This window comes from Pseudomonas tolaasii NCPPB 2192 (assembly GCF_002813445.1).
Taxonomy (GTDB): domain Bacteria; phylum Pseudomonadota; class Gammaproteobacteria; order Pseudomonadales; family Pseudomonadaceae; genus Aquipseudomonas; species Aquipseudomonas tolaasii.
In genome coordinates this window covers 4,989,391-5,013,925 of the sequence record NZ_PHHD01000001.1, presented here as the reverse complement: position 1 = coordinate 5,013,925, position 24,535 = coordinate 4,989,391, and the positions used below count along the sequence as shown (strand labels likewise).

29 protein-coding genes are annotated in these 24,535 nt (G+C 53.3%); 13 read left to right on the top strand and 16 right to left on the bottom strand.

Translation table 11 applies throughout. From position 1 onward, the window contains the following. Positions 1-14 precede the first annotated feature (14 nt). Entirely contained in the window at positions 15-923 is a 909-nt protein-coding gene (gene gcvA, locus ATI14_RS23085) for a transcriptional regulator GcvA (protein ID WP_080520547.1), read from the top strand. Positions 924-983: 60 nt separating this feature from the next. Here the strand turns inward: gcvA and ATI14_RS23080 are convergent, their stop codons facing one another. Further along, the gene (locus ATI14_RS23080; RefSeq protein ID WP_016971743.1) at positions 984-2,414 is read right to left on the bottom strand and encodes an aldehyde dehydrogenase family protein; all 1,431 of its coding nucleotides are present in this window, start codon (positions 2,412-2,414) and stop codon (positions 984-986) included. 163 nt (positions 2,415-2,577) lie between these two features. Here ATI14_RS23080 and ATI14_RS23075 point away from each other — a divergent pair, with 163 nt between their 5' ends. After that, positions 2,578-3,192: a TetR/AcrR family transcriptional regulator gene (locus ATI14_RS23075; RefSeq protein ID WP_016971744.1), complete on the top strand. Its 615-nt coding sequence runs from the start codon at positions 2,578-2,580 to the stop codon at positions 3,190-3,192. A 27-nt stretch (positions 3,193-3,219) separates the two neighbouring features. Here the strand turns inward: ATI14_RS23075 and ATI14_RS23070 are convergent, their stop codons facing one another. Together ATI14_RS23070 and ATI14_RS23065 are read right to left on the bottom strand one after the other, a co-directional pair. Beyond that, positions 3,220-3,879, bottom strand: a complete 660-nt coding sequence (locus ATI14_RS23070) for a GntR family transcriptional regulator (RefSeq protein ID WP_218166665.1) — start codon at positions 3,877-3,879, stop codon at positions 3,220-3,222. Positions 3,880-3,948: 69 nt separating this feature from the next. Next, complete coding sequence (locus tag ATI14_RS23065; RefSeq protein WP_016971746.1) at positions 3,949-5,532, bottom strand: aldehyde dehydrogenase (NADP(+)); 1,584 nt, start codon at positions 5,530-5,532, stop codon at positions 3,949-3,951. Between the two features lie 352 nt (positions 5,533-5,884). On the opposite strand from ATI14_RS23065, the gene ATI14_RS23060 reads away from it, so the two are divergent. The 8 genes from ATI14_RS23060 to ATI14_RS23020 all read left to right on the top strand — a co-directional run bounded on the left by ATI14_RS23060 (position 5,885) and on the right by ATI14_RS23020 (position 12,382). Continuing rightward, positions 5,885-6,643 (top strand): ABC transporter substrate-binding protein, encoded by a 759-nt coding sequence (locus ATI14_RS23060; protein WP_016971747.1) that lies wholly within the window; start codon positions 5,885-5,887, stop codon positions 6,641-6,643. Positions 6,644-6,943: 300 nt separating this feature from the next. Then, entirely contained in the window at positions 6,944-7,609 is a 666-nt protein-coding gene (locus ATI14_RS23055; protein ID WP_016971748.1) for an amino acid ABC transporter permease, read from the top strand. Between the two features lie 10 nt (positions 7,610-7,619). After that, a complete protein-coding gene (locus ATI14_RS23050; protein WP_016971749.1) occupies positions 7,620-8,270 on the top strand; it encodes an amino acid ABC transporter permease in 651 nt (216 codons plus the stop codon). Further along, positions 8,263-8,985 (top strand): amino acid ABC transporter ATP-binding protein, encoded by a 723-nt coding sequence (locus tag ATI14_RS23045; protein ID WP_016971750.1) that lies wholly within the window; start codon positions 8,263-8,265, stop codon positions 8,983-8,985. Before ATI14_RS23050 ends, ATI14_RS23045 begins: the two co-directional genes overlap by 8 nt. Before the next feature lie 115 nt (positions 8,986-9,100). Then, positions 9,101-10,036: a dihydrodipicolinate synthase family protein gene (locus tag ATI14_RS23040; RefSeq protein ID WP_080520546.1), complete on the top strand. Its 936-nt coding sequence runs from the start codon at positions 9,101-9,103 to the stop codon at positions 10,034-10,036. Between the two features lie 76 nt (positions 10,037-10,112). Further along, positions 10,113-11,150, top strand: coding sequence for a trans-3-hydroxy-L-proline dehydratase (locus ATI14_RS23035; protein WP_026083111.1), 1,038 nt, complete (start codon positions 10,113-10,115; stop codon positions 11,148-11,150). Positions 11,151-11,159: 9 nt separating this feature from the next. After that, a complete protein-coding gene (locus ATI14_RS23030) occupies positions 11,160-11,354 on the top strand; it encodes a tautomerase family protein (RefSeq protein WP_016971846.1) in 195 nt (64 codons plus the stop codon). A 371-nt stretch (positions 11,355-11,725) separates the two neighbouring features. Beyond that, complete coding sequence (locus ATI14_RS23020) at positions 11,726-12,382, top strand: DUF3841 domain-containing protein (protein ID WP_016971847.1); 657 nt, start codon at positions 11,726-11,728, stop codon at positions 12,380-12,382. A 186-nt stretch (positions 12,383-12,568) separates the two neighbouring features. Here the strand turns inward: ATI14_RS23020 and ATI14_RS23015 are convergent, their stop codons facing one another. Next, entirely contained in the window at positions 12,569-13,048 is a 480-nt protein-coding gene (locus ATI14_RS23015) for a hypothetical protein (RefSeq protein WP_080520545.1), read from the bottom strand. A gap of 227 nt (positions 13,049-13,275) precedes the next feature. Here ATI14_RS23015 and ATI14_RS23010 point away from each other — a divergent pair, with 227 nt between their 5' ends. Continuing rightward, positions 13,276-13,524 (top strand): hypothetical protein, encoded by a 249-nt coding sequence (locus ATI14_RS23010; RefSeq protein WP_080520544.1) that lies wholly within the window; start codon positions 13,276-13,278, stop codon positions 13,522-13,524. Between the two features lie 99 nt (positions 13,525-13,623). On the opposite strand, the gene ATI14_RS23005 is transcribed toward ATI14_RS23010, so the two are convergent. The 8 genes from ATI14_RS23005 to ATI14_RS22975 form a co-directional block, all read right to left on the bottom strand. Then, complete coding sequence (locus ATI14_RS23005) at positions 13,624-14,865, bottom strand: type IV pilus secretin PilQ (protein WP_080520543.1); 1,242 nt, start codon at positions 14,863-14,865, stop codon at positions 13,624-13,626. A gap of 52 nt (positions 14,866-14,917) precedes the next feature. Continuing rightward, entirely contained in the window at positions 14,918-15,955 is a 1,038-nt protein-coding gene (locus ATI14_RS23000) for a zonular occludens toxin domain-containing protein (protein WP_080520542.1), read from the bottom strand. Positions 15,956-15,958: 3 nt separating this feature from the next. After that, positions 15,959-16,246, bottom strand: coding sequence for a DUF2523 family protein (locus ATI14_RS22995; RefSeq protein WP_080520541.1), 288 nt, complete (start codon positions 16,244-16,246; stop codon positions 15,959-15,961). Between the two features lie 9 nt (positions 16,247-16,255). Then, the gene (locus tag ATI14_RS31250) at positions 16,256-17,326 is read right to left on the bottom strand and encodes a hypothetical protein (RefSeq protein WP_130886702.1); all 1,071 of its coding nucleotides are present in this window, start codon (positions 17,324-17,326) and stop codon (positions 16,256-16,258) included. 155 nt (positions 17,327-17,481) lie between these two features. After that, the gene (locus tag ATI14_RS22985) at positions 17,482-17,709 is read right to left on the bottom strand and encodes a hypothetical protein (protein ID WP_080520539.1); all 228 of its coding nucleotides are present in this window, start codon (positions 17,707-17,709) and stop codon (positions 17,482-17,484) included. 10 nt (positions 17,710-17,719) lie between these two features. Then, on the bottom strand, positions 17,720-17,944 hold the full coding sequence (locus ATI14_RS31245) for a hypothetical protein (protein WP_130886701.1): 225 nt from the start codon (positions 17,942-17,944) through the stop codon (positions 17,720-17,722). 14 nt (positions 17,945-17,958) lie between these two features. Then, complete coding sequence (locus ATI14_RS22980) at positions 17,959-18,288, bottom strand: DNA-binding protein (protein ID WP_080520538.1); 330 nt, start codon at positions 18,286-18,288, stop codon at positions 17,959-17,961. Between the two features lie 94 nt (positions 18,289-18,382). After that, on the bottom strand, positions 18,383-19,672 hold the full coding sequence (locus tag ATI14_RS22975) for a phage/plasmid replication protein, II/X family (RefSeq protein WP_080520537.1): 1,290 nt from the start codon (positions 19,670-19,672) through the stop codon (positions 18,383-18,385). Positions 19,673-19,810: 138 nt separating this feature from the next. On the opposite strand from ATI14_RS22975, the gene ATI14_RS22970 reads away from it, so the two are divergent. Continuing rightward, positions 19,811-20,014 carry a hypothetical protein gene (locus ATI14_RS22970; RefSeq protein ID WP_080520536.1) on the top strand — a complete coding sequence of 68 codons (204 nt, stop codon included), beginning with the start codon at positions 19,811-19,813 and terminating at the stop codon, positions 20,012-20,014. Between the two features lie 840 nt (positions 20,015-20,854). Here ATI14_RS22970 and ATI14_RS22960 read toward each other — a convergent pair. Next, on the bottom strand, positions 20,855-21,334 hold the full coding sequence (locus ATI14_RS22960) for a hypothetical protein (protein ID WP_080520545.1): 480 nt from the start codon (positions 21,332-21,334) through the stop codon (positions 20,855-20,857). A gap of 227 nt (positions 21,335-21,561) precedes the next feature. Here ATI14_RS22960 and ATI14_RS22955 point away from each other — a divergent pair, with 227 nt between their 5' ends. After that, positions 21,562-21,810, top strand: coding sequence for a hypothetical protein (locus ATI14_RS22955; RefSeq protein WP_080520544.1), 249 nt, complete (start codon positions 21,562-21,564; stop codon positions 21,808-21,810). A 99-nt stretch (positions 21,811-21,909) separates the two neighbouring features. Here the strand turns inward: ATI14_RS22955 and ATI14_RS22950 are convergent, their stop codons facing one another. Genes ATI14_RS22950 through ATI14_RS22940 form a run of 3 tightly spaced genes read right to left on the bottom strand, consistent with a single transcriptional unit; the run spans position 21,910 to position 24,532 of the window. Beyond that, on the bottom strand, positions 21,910-23,151 hold the full coding sequence (locus tag ATI14_RS22950; RefSeq protein ID WP_080520543.1) for a type IV pilus secretin PilQ: 1,242 nt from the start codon (positions 23,149-23,151) through the stop codon (positions 21,910-21,912). A gap of 52 nt (positions 23,152-23,203) precedes the next feature. Further along, the gene (locus ATI14_RS22945; RefSeq protein ID WP_080520542.1) at positions 23,204-24,241 is read right to left on the bottom strand and encodes a zonular occludens toxin domain-containing protein; all 1,038 of its coding nucleotides are present in this window, start codon (positions 24,239-24,241) and stop codon (positions 23,204-23,206) included. Between the two features lie 3 nt (positions 24,242-24,244). Beyond that, positions 24,245-24,532 (bottom strand): DUF2523 family protein, encoded by a 288-nt coding sequence (locus ATI14_RS22940; RefSeq protein WP_080520541.1) that lies wholly within the window; start codon positions 24,530-24,532, stop codon positions 24,245-24,247. Between the last annotated feature and the right edge of the window lie 3 nt (positions 24,533-24,535).

The window sequence follows — 24,535 nt, the reverse complement described above, 5'->3', positions numbered from 1 at the left end:
CATGGAGCTGCGCCATGCCCCCGCGTCTTCCTCCGCTTAATCTGTTGCGTGGTTTCGAGGCCGCAGCCCGGCATTTGAGCTTCACCCGTGCGGCCGATGAGCTGCATATCACGCAGGCAGCCATCAGCCACCAGATCAAGTTACTGGAGGAGCATCTGGGGGTACTGCTGTTCGAACGCATGATTCGCAAGTTGCGGCTGACAGAGGAGGGCCGCCTGCTATTGCCGGTTATCCAGACAGCCTTCGAGCAGATCGGCGAAACGGTCACGGCCCTGCGTGCGAAACAGAGCAGCCATGCCTTGACGGTAGGCCTGGAGTCTTCTTTTGGTGCCAACTGGATGTCACCCCGGCTGGGGCGGTTCTGGGCGCAGCATCCCGGCGTGGATCTGCGCCTGCACCACTCGGTGCAAAAGACTCAGTTCGCCCATGAAACGGTCGACCTGGCGGTGCGCTGGGGAGATGGTGACTGGCCGAACCTGAACGCCGAGCGCCTGATGGGGCTGGCCTTCACGCCCGTTTGCAGCCCCGAGCTGCTGGCCAGACTGCCTGCCTTGCTGACGCCCACCGATCTGGGCCGCCACACATTGCTGCACGACTACGACCACGAAGGCTGGCGGGAATGGCTCGCCAGTTCGGGGGCCGTGGGGGTCAAGCCGGAAAGCGGAATGGTCATAGACGACACCAATGTGTTGACCCAGGCTGCCATTGACGGCCAAGGGGTCGCCTTGTGCGGTCTTGCGTTGGTGGCGGGCCACCTGGCGGCCGGGCGTTTGGTCAGGCCTTTCAAACACACGATTGCCACGCAGTCGGCCTATTACGTGATTTACCCTCCCGCGGCGATCAAGCGTGCGCACATCGCGACATTCATTCGTTGGCTTCATGAAGAGGCGGCACGGGATGAGATAGCCAGTCAGTACGCTTAAGGCGCGACGGGGAAGGCGTGAAACCGGGAGCGCATTCATTGGGCTCCCGGCCTGCGTGCCTCACGCCGACAGAGGAGCACCGACGATGGTTTTGACTTCCATGAAGTCGGTGATGCCGTATTTGCCGCCTTCCCGGCCGTTGCCCGACTGTTTGTAACCGCCGAACGGCGCAGCCCCGACACCTCGCCACGTGTTGATCGTCACCAGGCCTGCACGCAGATGCGGCGCCACTCTGGCCGCTTCGGCAGGGTCACCCGAAATTACCGCTGAAAGGCCGTAGACCGTGTCGTTGGCCATTTCGATCGGGTCATCGGTGTCGGTGTATTGGGTGAGGGTGGCCACCGGGCCAAACGTTTCCTCCCGGTAGATGTGCATGTCTGGCGTGACGCCTGCGAGCACCGTTGGTTTTACAAAATAGCCGACGGTGTGGCCATCAGGGCGGCCCACACCACCTGTGACAAGCGTCGCGCCTTCATCGAGCGCCGACTGGATCAGGCCCTGGATCTTTTCAAACTGGGCTTTGTTGACGACGGGGCCAATCTGGTTGCCCGGCTGCGCCGGGTCAGCCACGGGCGTCGACTCCATGATGTTCTTTACCGCTGCAATGGCGTCGCCGAGCTGGCTTTCATGCACGAGCAGGCGCGTCGGTGCGATGCAGCTTTGGCCGCTGTTAACCAGAATTCCCGCGACCGTTGGCGGCAGCACCTCATCGAGATTGGCGCCCTTGAGCACCAGGTTGGGGGCCTTTCCGCCGAGTTCCTGGTGAACCCTTTTGACCGTCAGCGCGGCCGCCTGCGCCACGGCGATGCCTGCGCGGGTTGAGCCGGTGAAGCTGACCATGTCCACATCCTTGTGGCTGCTGATGGCCGCGCCCACGCCAGGGCCGTCACCGTTGACCAGGTTGAACACCCCGGCGGGCACGCCGGCGGCGTCGAGAATCTCGGCAAGGATCACCGCACAGCCCGGCGCTTCTTCGGAGGGCTTGAGCACGATCGTATCGCCGGCGGCCAATGCAGGCCCGACCTTGGCGCAGATCTGATTGAGCGGCCAGTTCCAGGGCGTGATCATGCCGACGACGCCGAGGGGTTCGTGCACCACGCGGCTGTCACCGATGCGCTCTTCGAACGCGTATTCCTTCAGCGCCGCCAGCGTGTTGACGAAGTGCCCGAGCCCGACCGGCACCTGAGCCAGGTTGGCAAAAACAATCGGCGCGCCCATCTCTTCGCTAAGGGCCGCGGCGATGTCTGCCGACCTTGCCTTGTATCCCTCGATAATGCGCTCAAGCAGCGCAATGCGGTCGCTCACGCTGCTCTGGCGGTAGCTGCGAAAGGCTTTTTTTGCGGCTGCGACGGCTTTGTCGACGTCTACCTGGCTTCCCAGGGTGATCTCGCTGACGGGCTGCTCGTTCGCCGGGTTGATGACGGCGTGGCGCTTGCCACCCTCACTCTCGACCCATTTACCGTCGATATAGTGCTTCAGATAGCGCTTCATCTTTGAACCTCTGCTTCAGTCTGTTGGGGTGGTCAAAACGGTTATTCGGGTTGTGAGTCGAGTGACTCACTTTACGCTATCAGCGTGTCCGAACGGATGTCAAGTTGAGTGACTTATCATTTATCGCTCGCTAGACTTCGGGCAGCACGGAGCCCGAGACGATATGAACGACCACGGTTATCACCAGACCCTGAAAGAAACGAAGCGCAAGGCAATTGTCTGCGCCGCGATGGAGCTGTTCCTGGAACAGGGCTATGAACGCACCTCGTTACAGCAGATAGGCAAACGGGCGGATGTGTCGACCGCCACGCTGTTCAAGCGATTCCCGACCAAGGCAGCTTTGTTTGAAGCGATGATCGAAGACTTCTGGGCCGTACCGCCGCCGTGTCCGGAAAAAGCGCTGAGCGAGGATCCTGCCATTGGCTTGCGATTTATGGGCGTGGGCTATGCAATGTTGTTGCGAAGCCCGGACATGCAGGCCGTGTACCGCCTGATCATCGCCGAAGCGCCGCGTTTTCCGGACCTGGGGCACATGGTTTACGGGAAAGCCAAGGGCCCATTCCTGGCACGCCTGGAGGAGTACCTGCGCATTCAAGCGGACGCCGGGCGAGTAAAAATCGACGACTTTGCGAAGGTGGCCAACCAGTTTCTGGCTGTTATTACCGGCCAGGTTTTTTGGCCGGAACTGATCGGCGTCGGCTGTGGCGGAAGGGATGAAGACGTCGGTGAAATTGTCGAAGAGGCGGTGAGCCTGATCCTCGCAAAATATGCCACCTGAGGTGGCATGTCTTGCGGTCTCCAGGCGTCAACGTGACTTGGGCAGGTGCTCGAACAGCGTGGAACACACGCCATGGATGTGTTCTTCAATGAGCTTGACCGCCAATTCCACATCCCTCGCCTGGCAGGCTTTGACGATGGCGCGATGCTCGGCATCGGCGGTGGCCTTGCCGTCGGACAGCACGATTTGCATGCGCAAGTAACGTTCGATCTTGTCGTGGATCGAGCGAATCAGGTTGAACATAAACGGCCGCTGCGCCGCTTCGTAAATGCACGCGTGAAACGCCCAGTTCATTTCTGCCCACCGGCCCGCATCTTCACCTGTCAGAAAGTCATCGAGGATGGCATAGGCACGGGTGAAATGTTCTTCCGTGAGATTGGGAATTGCGTAGCGGGTGATTTCTGCCTCAAGCAACACCCGAACTTCGAAAATCTGCGCCAGTTCCGCCTCGCTGATACGCGTGACCATGGCCCCGCGATTGCGTTGGAACTCCACCAGGCCTTCGGCTTCCAGGCGCTTGAGGGCTTCGCGCACCGGGATCTTGCTGACGTTGAAGGATTTGGCAATGTCGTCCTGACGAATCGGATCATCTTCGGCAATTTCCCCGGAGATGATCGCGTTTCGCAGGTATTTGGCGATGACTTCCGACGTCGAGGGCGCCACACCGAGGTTCGGGGCATTGGACAGGGATAGTGACACGGTGGCTCTCCTGAGCAGGCGAATACGTATATGTTATACGAATGTTTACAGGCGCCGCTATTGCTCCGCCAAAGCACCCTCGGTGAAGTGCCCGTCCACCAGCCGTCGAATGTTCAACGGGTTCGCATTCTTGAGTGCATCCGGCAGGGCGAAATCCGGAAAGTTCTGGAAACACACCGGGCGCAAAAACCGCTCGATGGCCAATGTACCCACCGACGTCCCGCGGGCATCGGAGGTGGCGGGGTAGGGGCCGCCATGAACCATGGTGTCGGTGACTTCCACTCCCGTGGGGTAGCCATTGACCAGCAGGCGACCGGCTTTGGTCTGCAGCAGCGTGACCAGGTGCAAGAAGTCCTGAAGGTCTTCGGGCTCGGCCAGCAGCGTGATGGTCAGTTGGCCCTGCAGGTTTTCTAGCGCCTCAACCAAACGCAAGGTGCTGGAGGCGGTCACCACGATGCTGGCAGGGCCGAAGACTTCTTCCTGCAAAATGGCTTCCCCGCCGATCAACAGCTCTTCATCGGCGCTGAACAGTTGCGGTTCGGCGAGGGTGGTAAGCGCGCGCCCGCACAGGTGGGTTAAACCAAAGCTGTTGTGCAGGCGCTCCACCCCCGCGCGATAGCTGGCGAAAGTGCCCGCGTTGAGCATCGCCTGCGCCGGTTTTTGCGCCATGTGCAGCGTGAGTGCCGCCGTCAGTTCGGAGAACGCCGGGCTGGCCAGGCCGATGATCAGGCCGGGATTGGTGCAAAACTGCCCGCAGCCGAGCACCACCGAATTGGCCAGCTCTTCGGCGATCTTCTGCCCGCGCAACCTGGCCGCGTGCGGCAGGATGATCACCGGGTTGATGCTCGACATCTCGGCAAACACCGGGATCGGTTCGGGCCGCGTCGCCGCCAGGTCACACAGCGCGCGCCCGCCTTTGAGCGATCCGGTAAAGCCCACTGCCTTGATCGCCGGGTGTTTGACCAACTGCGCGCCTACGCCGCCGCCGTAAATCATGCTGAATACGCCGGCAGGCAGAGCGGACTTTTCCACGGCGCGGCTGATGGCGCCGGCCATGAGTTCGCTGGTGCCCATGTGGCCGCTGTGCGCCTTGAACACCACCGGGCAACCGGCGGCCAGTGCCGAGGCTGTGTCGCCGCCGGCAGTGGAAAACGCCAGCGGGAAGTTGCTCGCGCCGAACACTGCCACGGGGCCAAGGCCGATTTTCATCTGTCGCAGATCGGGACGCGGCGCGGGCTGGCGCTCCGGCAACGCGGTATCGATGCGCGCGCCATAAAAGTCGCCACGACGAAGCACGGTCGCGAACAGCCTCAGTTGATGCGTTACTCGCCCGCGTTCGCCCTGGATGCGGGCGCTGGGCAGAGCGGTTTCGGTGCACACCCACTCAATGAAGTCCGGGCCCAGGGCATCGATTTCCTGCGCAATGGCGTCGAGGAAGTCGGCTCTTTGGGCGCTGGAGGTATCGCGAAACACTTGAGCGGCGTTCTGCGCCGCCAGACAGGCGGCGTCCACTTCAGCCTCGGTGGCCTGGAAAAACGTGTAGGGCAGGGCGTCCCCGGTACTGGCGTTGTAGCTCAGCAAAGACGTGCTCCCCAGCGCACTGCGCTGACCGGCAATAAAGTTGTGACCGAGGATGTTCATGGCTGGAGCTCCGGGCGCGGTGACGAAAAGTTACTCAAAGTATTTCGTATACCATATAGCACGACTTATTTTTCTGTCGACGGTTTTGTGTGCTTACCTGCAATGACATGAAACCGCCCGAATTTGGGTCGTTTACGGCTTTTGCGCTCCATTTCGTAACACCTCGAGCGCAACCCGGAAATATCTTAACGTCGAGGAAACCCGTTCCAGAGCGGTGTGCCAGTGATTTGAAATCACGGCATGCTTAATGCTTATACCGTATACGAAATCCCAACCACGTAACGTTCCGAGGTTTTCCGTGAATAAATCCGCCTTAACGATCGCTTTGCTGGGCTGCCTTGCCGCTGGGTTCATGAGTGCCGCCCAAGCTGACAAGCTCGATGACATTATTGATTCCGGCAAACTGCGTTGCGCCGTCACCCTCGACTTTCCACCGATGGGCATGCGTGACGAAGCCAATAACCCGGTGGGCTTTGACGTTGACTACTGCAACGACTTGGCGAAGGTCTTGGGTGTGACCGCGGAAATCGTCGAAACGCCTTTCCCCGACCGCATTCCGGCGCTGGTCTCCAACCGCGCAGACATCATTGTGGCGTCCACCTCCGACACGCTGGAACGTGCCAAAACCGTGGCGATGACCATTCCGTACTTCGTGTTCTCGGTGCAGGTGATGACCCACGAAGGCACCAACATCAATAAGTTCGAAGATCTCAAAGGCCACACGCTGGCGGCCACCACCGGCTCTTATGAAGCCAACGCCCTGGGCAAAACGCTCAAGGAGTGGGGCACCGGAACAGTGCAAACGTACCAGTCGCAGAACGACACCCTGTTAGCCGTTTCTCAAGGTCACGTCGACGCAACCATCGTGACCAGTGCCGTGGGCGCCTCGGCGATCAAGTCCGGCAAATATAAAGGCCTGAAACTGGCCGGTAACGCGCCGTACACCCCCGACTATGTGTCGCTGGCGGTCAAGCGCAGCGAGCTGGGACTGCGCGACTACCTGAACCTGTTCATCAACCAGCAAGTGCGCAGCGGCCGTTATGCCGAGCTGTACAAGAAGTGGCTGGGCGGCGAGCCGCAATCGCTGACCGTACCGGGCGTGTATTACTAAGCTTTGCTTCAACACGCGAACCGGAACGCCCGCTGATGCGGGCGTTTTTGTAAGCAACGCATGGTTATTGCAAAGGCAGGTAACGCTACATTTTGGGGATCGGCCCCAAAAAATGTTCCCGAATGTAGCAGCGCCCAGCGTCGCGACTGCCGAGCTACAGGGCTGCAACCCTGCGCGGCACCTTGCGGGACAGGGCTTGGTAGCAGTTTGGCGCCCCTACGCACAATGTGGCATCGCTATTGCTTTGTATAACGTATACGAAATCTGATAAGCCTGATTTAGTCTGATGAGGTGCCCTTGATGCTCGACTACACCTTCCACTGGAGGAGCGCCTTCAACGCGCTGCCCGACATGCTAGCAGGGGCTTGGGTCACGTTGCAGACGGCCGTGCTCGCCATGGTGCTGGGCATGCTGCTGGCGTTTCTGCTCACGGCCATGCGCGGCATGAAAAACCCGCTGTTGCGCGGGTTTGCCGAGGGCTGGGTCTCGATTGCGCGCAACACGCCGTCGCTGTTTCAGATCTACATCCTGTATTTCGGCCTGGGCTCTTTCAACATTCAGGTGAGTTCCTGGGCTGCACTGGTGTTTGGCATCACCTTTAACAACGCAGGTTACCTGGCCGAGATCTTTCGCGGCGGCCTCAAGGCCATCCCGCACACCCAGGTGCGCGCCGCGCGCTCACTGGGCATGAGTGCCTTCCAGGCCTACCGCCTCATTGTTGTACCGCAACTGTTGCGCGTGGTGTTCCACCCGTTGAGTAACCAGATGGTCTGGTCTGTGCTGATGACCTCGGCAGGCGTGGTGGTGGGCCTCAACAATGACCTCACCGGCGTCACCCAGGAGCTGAATGTGCGCACGTTCAGAACATTCGAGTTCTTCGCCATGGCGGCGGCGCTCTATTACCTCATCGCCAAAGCCATCGTGATCGGCGCCCGCATCGTCGGCTGGCGCCTGTTCCGCTATTAAGGGTGCACCCATGTTCAACACAAGCTTGACGCAAAACGACCTGCTGTACCTGCTGCAAGGTGCCTGGACCACCCTGGAGTTGACCTTTGCGGCCATCGCCGTGGGCACGCTGGTGGGGGGGATCTTTGGCTGGCTGCGCGCGATGGCCCCGCGCATCACCTTGCCGCTGGCGCTGATCCTGGATGTGTTCAAAAGCGTGCCGCTGCTGATTCAGTTCGTGCTGTTCAACTCGATGAAAAGCATGGTTGGCCTCAACTGGAGCGTGTTCACCATTGGCTGCCTGGTGCTGGGCATCTACGCCGCTGCGTACTGCACCGAGATCGTCCGCGCCGGCATCCTCGCCGTGCCGCCACAGGTACGCCGCGCCAGCCGTTCGCTGGGCATGAGCTACTGGCAGGATTTGCGCTGCATCGTGATACCGCTGGCCAGTCGCGTGGCGTTCCCGGGTTGGTTGAACCTGCTGCTGAGTTTGATGAAAGACACCTCGCTGGTCATGTGGATCGGCATCGTCGAACTGCTTCGCGCCTCCCAAAGCATCGTGACCCGCATTCAGGAGCCGCTGCTGGTGCTCTGCATCGTGGGCCTCATTTACTACGTCATGAGCTGGGTGATTTCCCGTATGGGCGCACAGCTGGAAAAAAGGTGGCAGGAAAATGATTGAGATCAGCAACGTTCATAAATCCTTTGGCGACCTTGAAGTGGTCAAGGGCGTCAGCCTGACGGTGCAGAAGGGTGAGGTGGTGTCCATCATCGGTGGCTCGGGCTCGGGCAAGTCCACCTTGCTGATGTGCATCAACGGCCTGGAACCCATCCACAAAGGCAGCATCCGCGTGGACGGCATCGAGGTGCACGACAAGCGCACCGACCTGAACAAGCTGCGGCAAAAGGTCGGTATCGTGTTCCAGCAGTGGAATGCTTTCCCGCACCTGACCGTGCTGGAAAACGTGATGCTGGCGCCACGCAAAGTGCTGGGCCTCAGCAAGGCAGAAGCTGAAGCGATTGCAGTGCAGCAGTTGCGCCATGTGGGCCTGGGCGAAAAGCTCAAGGTGTTCCCCGGCAAGCTTTCGGGCGGCCAGCAACAGCGCATGGCCATTGCCCGCGCTCTGGCAATGTCACCCGATTACATGTTGTTTGACGAAGCCACTTCAGCCCTGGACCCGCAACTGGTAGGCGAGGTGCTGGACACCATGCGCATGCTCGCCGAAGACGGCATGACCATGGTGCTGGTGACCCACGAGATCCGTTTTGCGCGGGATGTTTCCGACCGCGTGGCGTTCTTTCGCAACGGCATCGTGCATGAAATCGGCACGCCGGAGCAGGTGATTGGCAATCCGCAAAAGCCCGAGACGATTGAGTTCCTCAAGTCTGTGGTGTAAGCCCATGCAACGGGCCGGCATGCCGGCCTGTATGGCGCGGGCTCACGCTTGAATTTCACCGTATACCATATCCAATAAACCGTTTGATTCCACACTGCATCCTGTAGGAGCCCACATGAGCGACAACATTTTTTCCGGCTGCATGCCAGCCCTGATGACCCCGTGCACCGCCGACCGTCAGCCGGATTTTGACGCGCTGGTGGCCAAGGCCCGCGAGCTGATCGACATCGGCATGAGCGCCGTTGTCTATTGCGGCTCCATGGGCGACTGGCCGCTGCTCACCGAAACCCAGCGCCAGGAGGGCGTTGCACGTCTGGTGGCCGCGGGCATCCCGACCATTGTCGGCACCGGTGCGGTGAACTCGCGTGAGGCGGTTTCCCACGCGGCGCATGCGGCGAAAGTGGGCGCGAGCGGTTTGATGGTGATTCCACGCGTATTGTCGCGCGGTGCCTCGGCTTCCGCGCAAAAAGCCCATTTCGCGGCTATTTTGAACGCAGCTCCGCAGTTGCCGGCGGTGATCTACAACAGCCCGTACTACGGTTTTGCCACACGTGCCGACCTGTTCTTTGAACTGCGTCGCGAGTTCCCGAACCTCATCGGCTTCAAGGAGTTCGGCGGCGCGGCAGATCTGCGCTACGCGGCGGAATTCATCACCTCCAAGGATGATGCCGTGACCCTGATGGTGGGCGTGGACACCCAAGTGGTGCACGGCTTCGTCAACTGCAACGCCACCGGCGCCATCACCGGCATCGGCAACGCCTTGCCGCGTGAAGTGTTGCATTTGGTGCAATTGAGCAAGGCCGCCGCCAAAGGCGATGCCAAGGCGCGTCAACAGGCCAAAGAGCTGGAAGCGGCGTTGGCGGTGTTGTCTTCCTTCGATGAAGGCACCGACCTTGTGCTGTATTACAAGTACCTGATGGTGCTCAACGGCGATCTGGAATACACCTTGCATTTCTACGACACCGACGCGCTGAGCGACTCGCAGCGCCGTTACGCCGAGACCCAGTACGCCTTGTTCCGCGCGTGGTACGCGCAGTGGTCCGCAGCTTAGGGCGGGCAGGGCGGCGCACCGGCGCCGCCCCAACGCGCCATTTACCCAGCCAGCTGAATCGAGAGGGAAACATCCCGTGAGATCGACAAAAATTGTGCACGTTGTAGGCTGCCACGCCGAGGGCGAAGTAGGCGATGTGATCGTCGGCGGGGTCATGCCGCCGCCGGGCGATACCTTGTGGGAGCAGTCGCGGTTTATCGAGCGCGACAACGTGCTGCGCAACTTCGTGCTGAACGAACCCCGTGGCGGCGTGTTCCGCCACGTCAACCTGCTGGTGCCGGCCAAAGACCCGCGCGCGCAAATGGGCTTCATCATCATGGAACCGGCCGACGTGCCGCCCATGTCCGGCTCCAACTCGCTGTGCGTGGCCACCGTGCTGCTCGATAGCGGCATTGTGCCGATGGTCGAGCCCATCACCCGTTTAGTGCTTGAAGCACCGGGCGGTGTCATTGAAGCCACCGCGCATTGTCGCGACGGCAAGGTGCAGCGCGTGGAAGTGAAAAACCACCCCTCATTTGCCGACAAGCTGGGTGCGTGGATCGAAGTGGAAGGGCTGGGCTCGATTCAAGTCGACACGGCCTACGGCGGCGACAGCTTTGCCATTTGCGACTCGACAAAGCTGGGCTTTGCGCTCACCTCCGACGAGGCGGCGGACCTGGTCGCCACGGGGCTCAAAATCACCAAGGCGGCCAACGACCAATTGGGCTTCACCCACCCGCTGAACAAAGACTGGAACCACATTTCGTTCTGCCAGATTGCCGCGCCGCTGTCCCGTGAAGGCGGCGTGGCCAACGCGGCGAATGCGGTGGTCATCCGCCCGGGCAAAATCGATCGTTCGCCCTGTGGCACCGGCTGCTCGGCGCGCATGGCCGTGCTGCATGCAAAGGGTGAACTGGCAGTGGGCGAAACCTTTATCGGCCGCTCCATCATCGGGTCGGAATTTCATTGCCGCATCGACAGCGCCACCGACCTGGCTGGACGCCCGGCCATCGTGCCGATCATCTCCGGCCGCGCGTGGATTACCGGTACCGCTCAATTGATGCTGGACCCGAGCGACCCTTACCCCGAGGGTTACCAGCTTTCCGATACCTGGCCGCGCGGCCTGGTGCTGTGAGGAGGGCGTATGCCTATCGTGAAAATCGAGTTGTTTGCCGGGCGTAGCGACGAACAAAAAGCCCGGTTGGCCAAGGCGATTACTCAGCAGTTCGTGGAACAACTGGCGTCGAGACCTGAGGAGGTGACCGTGCTGTTCCAGGACGTGCCACCGACAGACTGGTTTGTTGCCGGGTGCTCGCTGGAGAAGCCGGTGGTGGATTAAACGGAGCGGACACAGTCTGTGACGCCCGGGACGACTACGCCCGTGCCATTGTTGCACTCTCGCTGTTCATTTTTGGACGGGATTGAGCATGGGCTGGAGTGATAGGCGAGTTTTCCTGGCGATTGCACGCCAATCTGTTGGGCGTAAGCCATCCGACGGTGGGGCGGCGCTAGGCGCCTTGCAAGGGAGAGCGCACAGTCCGAAGGGCTGTTGCGCATTTCTTCGGCCGACTGGTTCGCCTGCTATGTACTGGGCCCGGTTATGGGTCGTCTACAGCCTCGGTTTAGATACATTGGCGATTCAAATGTCAAAAATCCCGCTTGGTGTCTGTCATAGTTGATCGCTCCTCGTCGGTTCATGAGTTAACACAGATGCTGCATTCGTCACTGACATTCGACATTCAAAAATGGCAAATGAAGCTCTCCAAAAAGGGGCGAGTAACATGCTGGACACTAATGGAACGTTCGACTTGGCAACTGCTGGAGACTGAAGGCGTGCTCACATGCCCCATCAGTGCAGCCAACGACGACCCGATCTTCCAGGACGCATATGCCTGGATGAAGGACTCGATGGCCAGTGCCGGCATACTCGCACCGGAGCCGGGCTTATCTCCTTGGTGGTGCTGGGTAAGGTCTGGTGAGAATCATCCTGAACCTTACATTGAGGACGCAGAAGGATTGCATGATCCGGTCGTGCTTCAGCTTTCTGTTCCCGCAGAACAAATTGTGTTGTCGTGCTTCGATCTTTGGCATTTTGTACTCAACAAATGCTATGTCTGGACATCGGAGCTTGATGAGCAAGATTTTGATCGAGCTATGGAGAATGCTGAGGAGGGTTCAGATACTGCGCTGCAGCTCCAACGGAGGATGCAAAAGTCCTGGTCGGCGATATTTGAACTTGATCAAACTGCCGTGGACATGGGCCCATTTGAAGCCAAGAGTATCCAAGGATGTTTTTGGACGCTGAGATTGGCCGACGTCACAGCCGTAATCGAGCGGGATGCTCTGACGTCCCACCACCAAGCTTGAAAGTCGCAACGCACCCAAATTACGTTCACCAAAATGGGGCTAATGCGAATTCAGCGGCTTACGTGGCTTATGAACATTTCTGACATGGCACCTCGTTTAACATAATATACATTATGCGAACCGTCCTATACGGGACTGGGGGGCTCTGGCGGCCAGATTTGAAGCCAGTGCCCCGCAAAATTGCTGCTATGAAAATGACGATACATTCTCTGAACCAAAATCCCCGTCCCTGAGAATTGGCTCAAGAAAATTCTGATACTCCTGCCACGTACCGAAAACCTTAACGTCAGCTGATGGAGCATCTTGCTCCCCCATGAGCGTGAGCAGAAAAACACCGCCGCCGTCAGTCAAAATCTGCCGTGCTTTTGCACCGAAAGAATGACGATAAATTAGATAACTGAGGGACGCCAAGCCTAAAACAGAACCCTTTTGTGCAGCGGATGCTTTGAGCAACGGATCTTCAGGCACGTCTGACAAAAGCAACATTAACGCAGCCAAATGCTGACTATCATCATCAAAACCATCGGTGATTTGTTTACCCATTTTCAAAGCTTCAGCTGCACGAGCCTTAGGCATTTCGTTTTCGTGAGCAAGAGATCCGTAAGACGTCAGCAGAATGGTGCCAACTTTTGGAGGGTTTTTTGGATAGTGCCGGCTGATTTGCATTATGAGATTCCTAGGGTTTTGATGATCCATCAGAGAGTTGAGATTTTACCGAATCTGCACCAATGCTGGTCGGAAAAAGCTACCTGGTGAGAGTTCTTCATCACGGCCGGCGCTGGGAGTTCTTCATCACCAGGCGATGCCTGGGAGTTGTTCATCACACCGGCGCTGGGAGTTCTTCATCACCAGGTGCTGCTTGGGAGTTGTTCATCACACACTGAGGACGTTTTGTGAAAGACAGAAACTGGACAGAGTTGACGCAGGTTGAATGGCTGCTTGAAATGCAAATAGCTCGGTTTGCAGAGCTGATCAGTGCAGAGAGAAAACGGGAAATTCCCGACCAGGAAAAAATTGACACTTGGCTAAAAACCCAGGCAGGTGCAGACGATTTGCACAACCAGGTTAGTTTGATGAGCACAGAAAAAGTAGCTGAGCTGCTGGAGCATTTGAAGCTCAAGAAGGATGAAAATGGATTTTGAGCACCCTCTCACCTATCACGACGATAATAACCAAAAGTAATAACTATACTAAATATCTATTTAGTATAGTTATATGTGGAATTGACCTAGAAATGGTGCTCAAAGCTTGTCGACCATAACAGGAGTCAGAAAAAGGACAAGCTCAGTGCTATTCGAAACCGTGGATGTACTTGTGAAAAGCCATTTTAGGCCGGGGATGCTGCCAAAAAAAGGAACGCTTTTTGTGACAGTGGTATCAACGTTTGAATAAACGCCGCCCAGGGCAACGGTCTGTCCAAAACCAGAGAAAACCCGGGAGGTCAAAGACGTTGTGTTAATTGGTGGAACACCATTCATTGCATTGGAATAGTCGGGCTCATCTTTAGAAAGAATTACATCAAGCAAAACGCCTTTCTCATTTACAAAAGGTGTGACATCTAAGGACAAAGCCGCCTCTTTAAAAGAAATTGATGTTGCACCCTCCCCCGCAGATTGCTGGTAAGGAACCTGTGACCCCTTAATGATCTTGGCCTGATGACGATCAGAGGTATAGACGCGGGGCCGCGAAATAACCCTTCCTTTTCCACGCTGCTCCATGGCATCGAGCGCGGCATCAAGGTTGACTGCCTTTGAGACTATGCCCAAACCAGCAGCTGCAGAAGCTGGAAGGCCGAGAGGAACAGAGCCAGCGAGAGTTATAGCACCGCTGCCAGCAGATCCGGCCCAGTTGACTCCGAGAGATTTGGAATACGAGCGATCGACCTCAACAATACGCGCCTCGATCATGACCTGCTTGCGAGAATAATCAACAGCAGCCAGGTAAGCGCGAAATTCAGAGAGACGAGGGTCAGCCATTCTGGCGACAATAACAGATGAGCCATCTTCAAAATTAAGGCTCTCACCTTGATCCAGGGGAAACGCCTTAATAGCCTCAGACGACAAGATGTTATGAACTTTAAAGATAGTTACTTTAAACGAAGATTTAACAATAGATTGAGCCAAGTCAGATTGAATAAATGATCCATACGCCTGAGAGGTATGCTCGCTTTGGCGATCCAAAGAACTAACACGAAGGAAATTCCCTTCAACAGTATAAAGAAGGCCTTTAGAAGAACTGACGTACTCAATAGCCTCTTCCCAGGTAACATTCTTCATTCGCATTGAGAGCGAGCCAGGAATGGTTTCATTCATTACAAGGTTCAAGCCGCGATAATCAGCAAGAAGTTGCAAGGCCGAAGAAACCTGTATGGTCTGAAAATCAAAGTTTAACGTTTGAGTGCTGTCATCAGCATGAGCGATAGAGAAAAAGACAGAAAGAAAGAAAACAGCAAATAGGCGATTCAAGTTATTAAAGGCATGCATAGAGTAATTCCAAATAGTTGGTGAATTGATTAGGCGCGTCGTTCTCGCTACGCTAAACGCCGCTCCCAATCAACCCACCTACAATCGGGATAGGTTTTTTGAGCGACCAATTAGTAATCTTGAAACCGTCTACTATGCAGAACGCCTCAGTGCGATCAGGAAAATAGCGACAGTGAGTGAAAGATATATATCTGCTATTACCATTATTATCAGAGATTAGGGCCAAAGCTTCTGAAACAAAATTGGAAGAAGGATCTGGCTTAGCAGGATGAATGAACCCAACCAGACGCCAAGTAGTAGAAATAGGAGGCTCAGGGGCCTTCACAGGGGCAATAGAAACAGAGGAAGTAGATGAATCATGCTTAACAGCTGGATTACTGCTAGCAAAAAACCGTTTAACACCAAAAATGCCTAGCGAAATGCATACAACAAAGAAAATGATAAGCGACCAAAGGCCAAAAGAACGAAAAATACTAGCCCTGCCATCTGCAGCTGACTCATCACCAACAGAGCCAGAAACTGACTGAGTAGCAGACTTATAAAATGAGTAGACATCTCTTTTAAAGGTTCCTGCAGTAGTCCTGACCAACTTGGTTTTTGAAGGAGAGTCTCCAGTGACGGCACCAGTATAGATATCAACCTTAAATGTTTTCTTGCTAAGCTTTCTAATTCTGTAAGTTGTCTCGATTAATACGCGAACCCAAGAAGATATTTGGGCAAGGTCCTGGGTGACAAGAACAACACGCATTGAGTTGTTTTTATCATCAACACGGTGACGATGCTCTGCCAAGAGTTTCTGATCAATCTTGTTTGCATGATTTGAGTTCTGCCCTGACGGCCATCGTCTCCAACACTCGTCTATTATCGCTACAGAGCCTGGTGGAATAATTGAGGAAAGGTCGTCGAGTTCATACCAGTCAGAGGGCAGCTGCGTAACTTTACCACCATAAGTAGAAAGAAGATCATCAATAGAGAGCGGGATGTTAGTAACAACATGCCTGTCTTGCTTCAAAGAAGGGATGACAACATGCTCAACGACACCATAACTTTTGCCATGCCCGGGCTTGCCAACGTAAGCATGAATAGCCATATATCACCCGACGATAGGAAGGCGGCGAATAAGGAATCGAATCAGATAACCGCTAAGAACAAAAGTGATACCTAGAGGGATCTGAAAAACATTCATGAAATACCAAACAGAAGCAGGAATAGCAGAGAACAAGGATGAAGCTTGAGTAACCGTGCTGGCAATTGGAAGAGTATCTAAGAGGCCAATGAAAGCTGACCAAATCCAATCAAGGATATTGAGGAACATATCAATGAAAAATTGGGCAATATCGCTTATTACATCACGCAGCCAAAAAGCAAAATCACTAAGCATATCTATCACCTATGCAGAAAGAATTATAAGTACAGCCAGGAGAGCCCATGCAGCCATAAACACGAAAGACAACGTAGGAGCTATTGACTGAAAAATAACGCAGTGAGAATCAAAGGTTATATTTGTACCCAATATGTCAATAGTGGCGACAGGACAAGCCGCTGATGGATCACCAATGTTTTGAAACGCAGTGCTAATAGTTGTATACGTATTAGATTGCTGAAGAGTTGAATAAAAACCTAAATACTGTCCAGAAATACGAGCTTTTCGCTGCCCTTCGCGGGGGTCAAGGTCAGGTTTTCCGGGTGTTGAGAAGCCTTCGCCAGAGCCCGAGCCAGAGCCGTCACCACTACCCTCCCCCGTGCCATCACCACCACTACCATTGCCACCACCACCACCAGGAACGTCACATGTGTTTCCAGGAACTGTCTTATCGCAAGGTTCATCACCACCTGAGCCAGAACCGTTAAGACTGGAGCCAGTTTCATACGGGACAGAATTATTTAAATCGCAGCTTGTGCCGTCAGCATTTTCATCAGTAACAAGAGTGAAAGCGTAATTACAAAAACCAGTTTGAGCATCTGTGGCAAGAACAAAGCAATCCTTAGTATTGGCAGTCTCAGGCTTTTCATACAGGCAGTTGTTAGAACAAACAGAAACGGGAGACGTACCTACCACATAGTTATTTCCATCACTGCGAACTACAGCAGTGTAAGGGCCACGACTAACAATGGCAGAGGGAGCAGACGAGCAAGCATTGGGAACATGCGGGAGATCAGCCTGGCCTTTTCTATAAATAGGTGTTGGATGTCTTTTTATAGAGACCTGATCCCATTTATCTGTACGGTTGTAAAAACAAAAGCCAGTTCCGCTAATAGTAGCGTCACCATCTGTTGCAGTAGCCCAATGACTGAACGTAAGGTTTTTGTAGCCAAGATCGGTGTAAGTAGAAAGGAGTAGTGAACAAGCTGAATCAGGCGAAGAGTACTGCACACTACCGTCTGAAATAGTGTAATAGTAAGCAGCTGATACATGCGAACTGAGAAGCAAGGAAAACAAAGTAAAAAGTATGGCTCTCATATCACCACCCCGTAAAGGTAGCAAAAGAGCAACCACAACCAATACAAAACATAGCAAAGTAATAAAGCTGATCCATGTAGAGAGCCTCAGTACGAGTAATTAAATTCCAAAAAAAAGGGCGCCCGAAGACGCCCAGGACAACAGTGTCGGGAGGCTTAGCCGCGCAAGAAGCCCAGGACGATCTTGGCACCCTTGATACCGGCGTAAACAGCAGCGAGGATGCCAGCGACAGCGAGAACACCGACAGAGATCGTGCTGAAGTCGATAGAGGAAGTGAGCCCAGTATAATCCCAGCCGCCAGTTGCATCAGCTGCAAAAACGGAAGGGGCAGAAGCAGCTACAAAACCAGCGAAACCAACGGTAGCAACAGTTTTTTTGAACATTGATAAATCCTCAGGATTGTTTGATGAAGTTTAAAAACGCACGAATACCCATAGAACCGACCATAAAGAAAGCTACCAGGGTAAATCCGGCCCCAAATGCCTGAGCCAAAATTGTTGGATCAAGCTGAGATGGATCAAAAGGAGGTTTATAAGGAACAACCTCCCAAGTTGAAGAGCAAACCGGCACGCCACTATCAGTTGAAATTTCAGATGAACAGTAAAGAATGCCGGTCATGGAGTTAACAGCCATTAAGCCTTGGGCAGAGTAACTTCGAGATTTTGAGGCTTACCATCACCAGAAAGGTAGAAATCAAAACCGGCATTGCCAGCTTTCGAAGCCCAGGCAGCTACGAAGACAGGAACAGCCACAGCCTTACCTTTGCACTGGTTCCAGACGTTATTAAGCCCCTGCTCCATATTCTTCTTGGAGAGTTTGACCTTGAGCGTTTTCACTTCTGGCAGGCCGTACTGATTAACGTCCTGAACTTCAAGCAAAATAAGGTTCTCAGTGAACGTGTTCTGGCCAACGGTACGATTGTCAGTGTGAAAGCCGTGGCACAGGCCAGTCAGAGTAAGCATGGTTTACCTCACAGGATCATAATTTGGGCGACTGCCCGGTTCTAGAAATGGCCAGCTAAAGGAAGCGGCGTTAAACTGCGATATGGACAATGCATTAGGCGGCCTCGACGGATGGTTCGATGTACCAGCCAGGACGCTGTGCATTGAAATCGACCTGCACAAACCGAAGAATCGGTACGACGTTATTTTGCTGGTCCGACACTTTGAGTTTCTGTAAAGCGGCCTTTGAAATTCCACATTCACAGATGTCTCTAATGTGGTTGTAAAAACTGGCCCGATTCATCGACGCCTGGGTTTCTTCCCAGCCGTAATCTTTCAAGCTACGGTACGTACGAAACAGGCTACGAGCGTAAGCGTCAGAGGTTTTACCAGGGACAAAGATCGGCGGAACCAGAACTCCAGCAACAATTTTTTCCTTGGTATGACGACCTTTGCCTTGTTTAGTGTGTTTTTCAAGAAGTGCGGCCAGCACTTTTTCATCGTTAATAATTCGCATCTGGATTCCCTCAAAGGCCGCAAAAAGGTCTTTAGTAACTTGCTCCCAACACCACTGAATAAAACAAATGCCCTGCTCTGACAGCGCTTGCTGATGACGAATCAGGTCATTAAGTAAATTTGAAATTCCGCGACGATTGAGCCATCGCTTGGCAACTGTTACTTCAAGACGAAGTAGATTTTCTGACCATGCTTGCAAGTGCGGGTTACTGAGAATTTTCACAGTCCTTGCAGCGGACAGATCGCCGCGACCAGCTTTCTTTGCCTCATCCAATTGCTTCATAAACTCTGGATGCTTGAGGTAAATCTTAAGCCGTCTTAGGCGAGAATCTTTGGCTCCGAAATAGGCCGTAGTTTCATAATCGTCTCCCCTACCCTTCATTTGGCCGTTGGAAACACCACGAATGGCCTGAATAGCCTGTCTTGCCGTGCGTTCATCAGGGAGCCTGCTGGAGTACGTACAGTCAATGTCGTAAACCTCGCAGCAGTCCACGGCGAGCATTTCAAAAAGCTTTGGATACGTGCCTGCAAGCCACTTGAGCATGGTCAACGCACCCTTCTCGATGCAGGTCGGACCAAAAACGTTGTGCCCTTGCAGCAGCTTTGCGGGAGAAGCTTTCAGCTCAACACCTGGCATCAGGCGTTTGCCCATGCTTTCGTGGAAAACTTTCATGGCCATCGGGGTGAAACCAGTCCCTAAAGACTCCCAAGGATGACGCAGGTAATCAGCGTGTTCCTTGCCCTCTTCATCCACGGTAATTTGAGCTGCAAGTGGAACGCCTAGCGACTTGATATCAACCAGGTGCACGGGATCAACTCGACCATCAACACCCAGTAAGGTGATGTGCTCAAGCTTGAACGGCACAAAGAGGTGAATTCTATCGAGCATTTGTATACACGCAACAAATCACAATTCAGGCAATCGTATGCGAGTGACAAGTAACGTGTCAATACGCAACTTGTATACATGCAACTGTTGAGCAAGAATCAGTGCTTACGTGATTGGCACCGGCATACAGGAAACGCGATGAGCACCGTCAGAATCGATCAGGAACGCTGGGAGCGGCTGGAGAAGAAGGAAGTAGAATTCACCCTGAAACGCAAGAAACTGACCAAAAAGTCAGAGATAATTAACATCTTGTTGGACAGGGTTTTGGACAAGGTAAAAATGAATGCCGATGGAGAAATCTACATCGAGCAGGATGATGGGAAGCCACCAGTAAAAGTCTAACCGTTAGACAAGAGTCCACCATTAGAGATAGTGGACCCTGCTGCGCAGGGAGAGCGAATTCCGCACCGCCACCTCCGCCTAAAAGGTCGCTAAAAAATCGGACCTACCGGGACCTGACCGGCGACAGCGCTGGCCGTCACGGGACCGTGTAGAGGCAGTAGCAGACGGGGAAAAAGGAAGCAGAGGAACAGGGCGCGAAGTGACGGAAAGGCGCTCAGACAAGCCTTGAACGCGACAGAGACCCCCGGTGATTTCAGGATCGCCGGGGGTTTTTTGTTAGGCGGAAAACCGGCCGGCCTTGCCGGGTATCGGCGCTGATGCTGATGAGCCTGGCTGATGATCTGCGAGGCGCCTAATGCCCTTCGGGCAGGTCAAGGTATGACCAAGATATTTTCGCGCGCGAGAAAATAAGTAACCTGATCGAACGCTAAAAGCCGGTTTTTTCGCGCGCGCGAAAATAATCAAAGGTCCAAGATTGAGCGGCAAGCGTCCTGCAGGACAGCCAATCGAACATCGAGGTCAGCCGATTCAGCATCGAGCTGCTGCAGCCTGGATCGCGCCTTGCGAAGCTCGGAAACGACCTTTGGATAGTCATCCAAAACGTAGCAGACAGCATCGAGCGGATCACGAGAAGGCGCATAAAGGGTGGCCATTTTGACCAGGTGCGTAGGCAGATCGAGGGGGCTTCGCATAATCGACGTTACATTAAACCAGCCGCGGGGCCAGGGCCAGTATCCGCAGCAGGCTCAACGTAACGTCAGTCCATTATGCGAACCGTCCTATACGGGACTGGGGGGCTCTGGCGGCCAGATTTGAAGCCAGTGCCCCGCAAAATTGCTGCTATGAAAATGACGATACATTCTCTGAACCAAAATCCCCGTCCCTGAGAATTGGCTCAAGAAAATTCTGATACTCCTGCCACGTACCGAAAACCTTAACGTCAGCTGATGGAGCATCTTGCTCCCCCATGAGCGTGAGCAGAAAAACACCGCCGCCGTCAGTCAAAATCTGCCGTGCTTTTGCACCGAAAGAATGACGATAAATTAGATAACTGAGGGACGCCAAGCCTAAAACAGAACCCTTTTGTGCAGCGGATGCTTTGAGCAACGGATCTTCAGGCACGTCTGACAAAAGCAACATTAACGCAGCCAAATGCTGACTATCATCATCAAAACCATCGGTGATTTGTTTACCCATTTTCAAAGCTTCAGCTGCACGAGCCTTAGGCATTTCGTTTTCGTGAGCAAGAGATCCGTAAGACGTCAGCAGAATGGTGCCAACTTTTGGAGGGTTTTTTGGATAGTGCCGGCTGATTTGCATTATGAGATTCCTAGGGTTTTGATGATCCATCAGAGAGTTGAGATTTTACCGAATCTGCACCAATGCTGGTCGGAAAAAGCTACCTGGTGAGAGTTCTTCATCACGGCCGGCGCTGGGAGTTCTTCATCACCAGGCGATGCCTGGGAGTTGTTCATCACACCGGCGCTGGGAGTTCTTCATCACCAGGTGCTGCTTGGGAGTTGTTCATCACACACTGAGGACGTTTTGTGAAAGACAGAAACTGGACAGAGTTGACGCAGGTTGAATGGCTGCTTGAAATGCAAATAGCTCGGTTTGCAGAGCTGATCAGTGCAGAGAGAAAACGGGAAATTCCCGACCAGGAAAAAATTGACACTTGGCTAAAAACCCAGGCAGGTGCAGACGATTTGCACAACCAGGTTAGTTTGATGAGCACAGAAAAAGTAGCTGAGCTGCTGGAGCATTTGAAGCTCAAGAAGGATGAAAATGGATTTTGAGCACCCTCTCACCTATCACGACGATAATAACCAAAAGTAATAACTATACTAAATATCTATTTAGTATAGTTATATGTGGAATTGACCTAGAAATGGTGCTCAAAGCTTGTCGACCATAACAGGAGTCAGAAAAAGGACAAGCTCAGTGCTATTCGAAACCGTGGATGTACTTGTGAAAAGCCATTTTAGGCCGGGGATGCTGCCAAAAAAAGGAACGCTTTTTGTGACAGTGGTATCAACGTTTGAATAAACGCCGCCCAGGGCAACGGTCTGTCCAAAACCAGAGAAAACCCGGGAGGTCAAAGACGTTGTGTTAATTGGTGGAACACCATTCATTGCATTGGAATAGTCGGGCTCATCTTTAGAAAGAATTACATCAAGCAAAACGCCTTTCTCATTTACAAAAGGTGTGACATCTAAGGACAAAGCCGCCTCTTTAAAAGAAATTGATGTTGCACCCTCCCCCGCAGATTGCTGGTAAGGAACCTGTGACCCCTTAATGATCTTGGCCTGATGACGATCAGAGGTATAGACGCGGGGCCGCGAAATAACCCTTCCTTTTCCACGCTGCTCCATGGCATCGAGCGCGGCATCAAGGTTGACTGCCTTTGAGACTATGCCCAAACCAGCAGCTGCAGAAGCTGGAAGGCCGAGAGGAACAGAGCCAGCGAGAGTTATAGCACCGCTGCCAGCAGATCCGGCCCAGTTGACTCCGAGAGATTTGGAATACGAGCGATCGACCTCAACAATACGCGCCTCGATCATGACCTGCTTGCGAGAATAATCAACAGCAGCCAGGTAAGCGCGAAATTCAGAGAGACGAGGGTCAGCCATTCTGGCGACAATAACAGATGAGCCATCTTCAAAATTAAGGCTCTCACCTTGATCCAGGGGAAACGCCTTAATAGCCTCAGACGACAAGATGTTATGAACTTTAAAGATAGTTACTTTAAACGAAGATTTAACAATAGATTGAGCCAAGTCAGATTGAATAAATGATCCATACGCCTGAGAGGTATGCTCGCTTTGGCGATCCAAAGAACTAACACGAAGGAAATTCCCTTCAACAGTATAAAGAAGGCCTTTAGAAGAACTGACGTACTCAATAGCCTCTTCCCAGGTAACATTCTTCATTCGCATTGAGAGCGAGCCAGGAATGGTTTCATTCATTACAAGGTTCAAGCCGCGATAATCAGCAAGAAGTTGCAAGGCCGAAGAAACCTGTATGGTCTGAAAATCAAAGTTTAACGTTTGAGTGCTGTCATCAGCATGAGCGATAGAGAAAAAGACAGAAAGAAAGAAAACAGCAAATAGGCGATTCAAGTTATTAAAGGCATGCATAGAGTAATTCCAAATAGTTGGTGAATTGATTAGGCGCGTCGTTCTCGCTACGCTAAACGCCGCTCCCAATCAACCCACCTACAATCGGGATAGGTTTTTTGAGCGACCAATTAGTAATCTTGAAACCGTCTACTATGCAGAACGCCTCAGTGCGATCAGGAAAATAGCGACAGTGAGTGAAAGATATATATCTGCTATTACCATTATTATCAGAGATTAGGGCCAAAGCTTCTGAAACAAAATTGGAAGAAGGATCTGGCTTAGCAGGATGAATGAACCCAACCAGACGCCAAGTAGTAGAAATAGGAGGCTCAGGGGCCTTCACAGGGGCAATAGAAACAGAGGAAGTAGATGAATCATGCTTAACAGCTGGATTACTGCTAGCAAAAAACCGTTTAACACCAAAAATGCCTAGCGAAATGCATACAACAAAGAAAATGATAAGCGACCAAAGGCCAAAAGAACGAAAAATACTAGCCCTGCCATCTGCAGCTGACTCATCACCAACAGAGCCAGAAACTGACTGAGTAGCAGACTTATAAAATGAGTAGACATCTCTTTTAAAGGTTCCTGCAGTAGTCCTGACCAACTTGGTTTTTGAAGGAGAGTCTCCAGTGACGGCACCAGTATAGATATCAACCTTAAATGTTTTCTTGCTAAGCTTTCTAATTCTGTAAGTTGTCTCGATTAATACGCGAACCCAAGAAGATATTTGGGCAAGGTCCTGGGTGACAAGAACAACACGCATTGAGTTGTTTTTATCATCAACACGGTGACGATGCTCTGCCAAGAGTTTCTGATCAATCTTGTTTGCATGATTTGAGTTCTGCCCTGACGGCCATCGTCTCCAACACTCGTCTATTATCGCTACAGAGCCTGGTGGAATAATTGAGGAAAGGTCGTCGAGTTCATACCAGTCAGAGGGCAGCTGCGTAACTTTACCACCATAAGTAGAAAGAAGATCATCAATAGAGAGCGGGATGTTAGTAACAACATGCCTGTCTTGCTTCAAAGAAGGGATGACAACATGCTCAACGACACCATAACTTTTGCCATGCCCGGGCTTGCCAACGTAAGCATGAATAGCCATATATCACCCGACGATAGGAAGGCGGCGAATAAGGAATCGAATCAGATAACCGCTAAGAACAAAAGTGATACCTAGAGGGATCTGAAAAACATTCATGAAATACCAAACAGAAGCAGGAATAGCAGAGAACAAGGATGAAGCTTGAGTAACCGTGCTGGCAATTGGAAGAGTATCTAAGAGGCCAATGAAAGCTGACCAAATCCAATCAAGGATATTGAGGAACATATCAATGAAAAATTGGGCAATATCGCTTATTACATCACGCAGCCAAAAAGCAAAATCACTAAGCATATC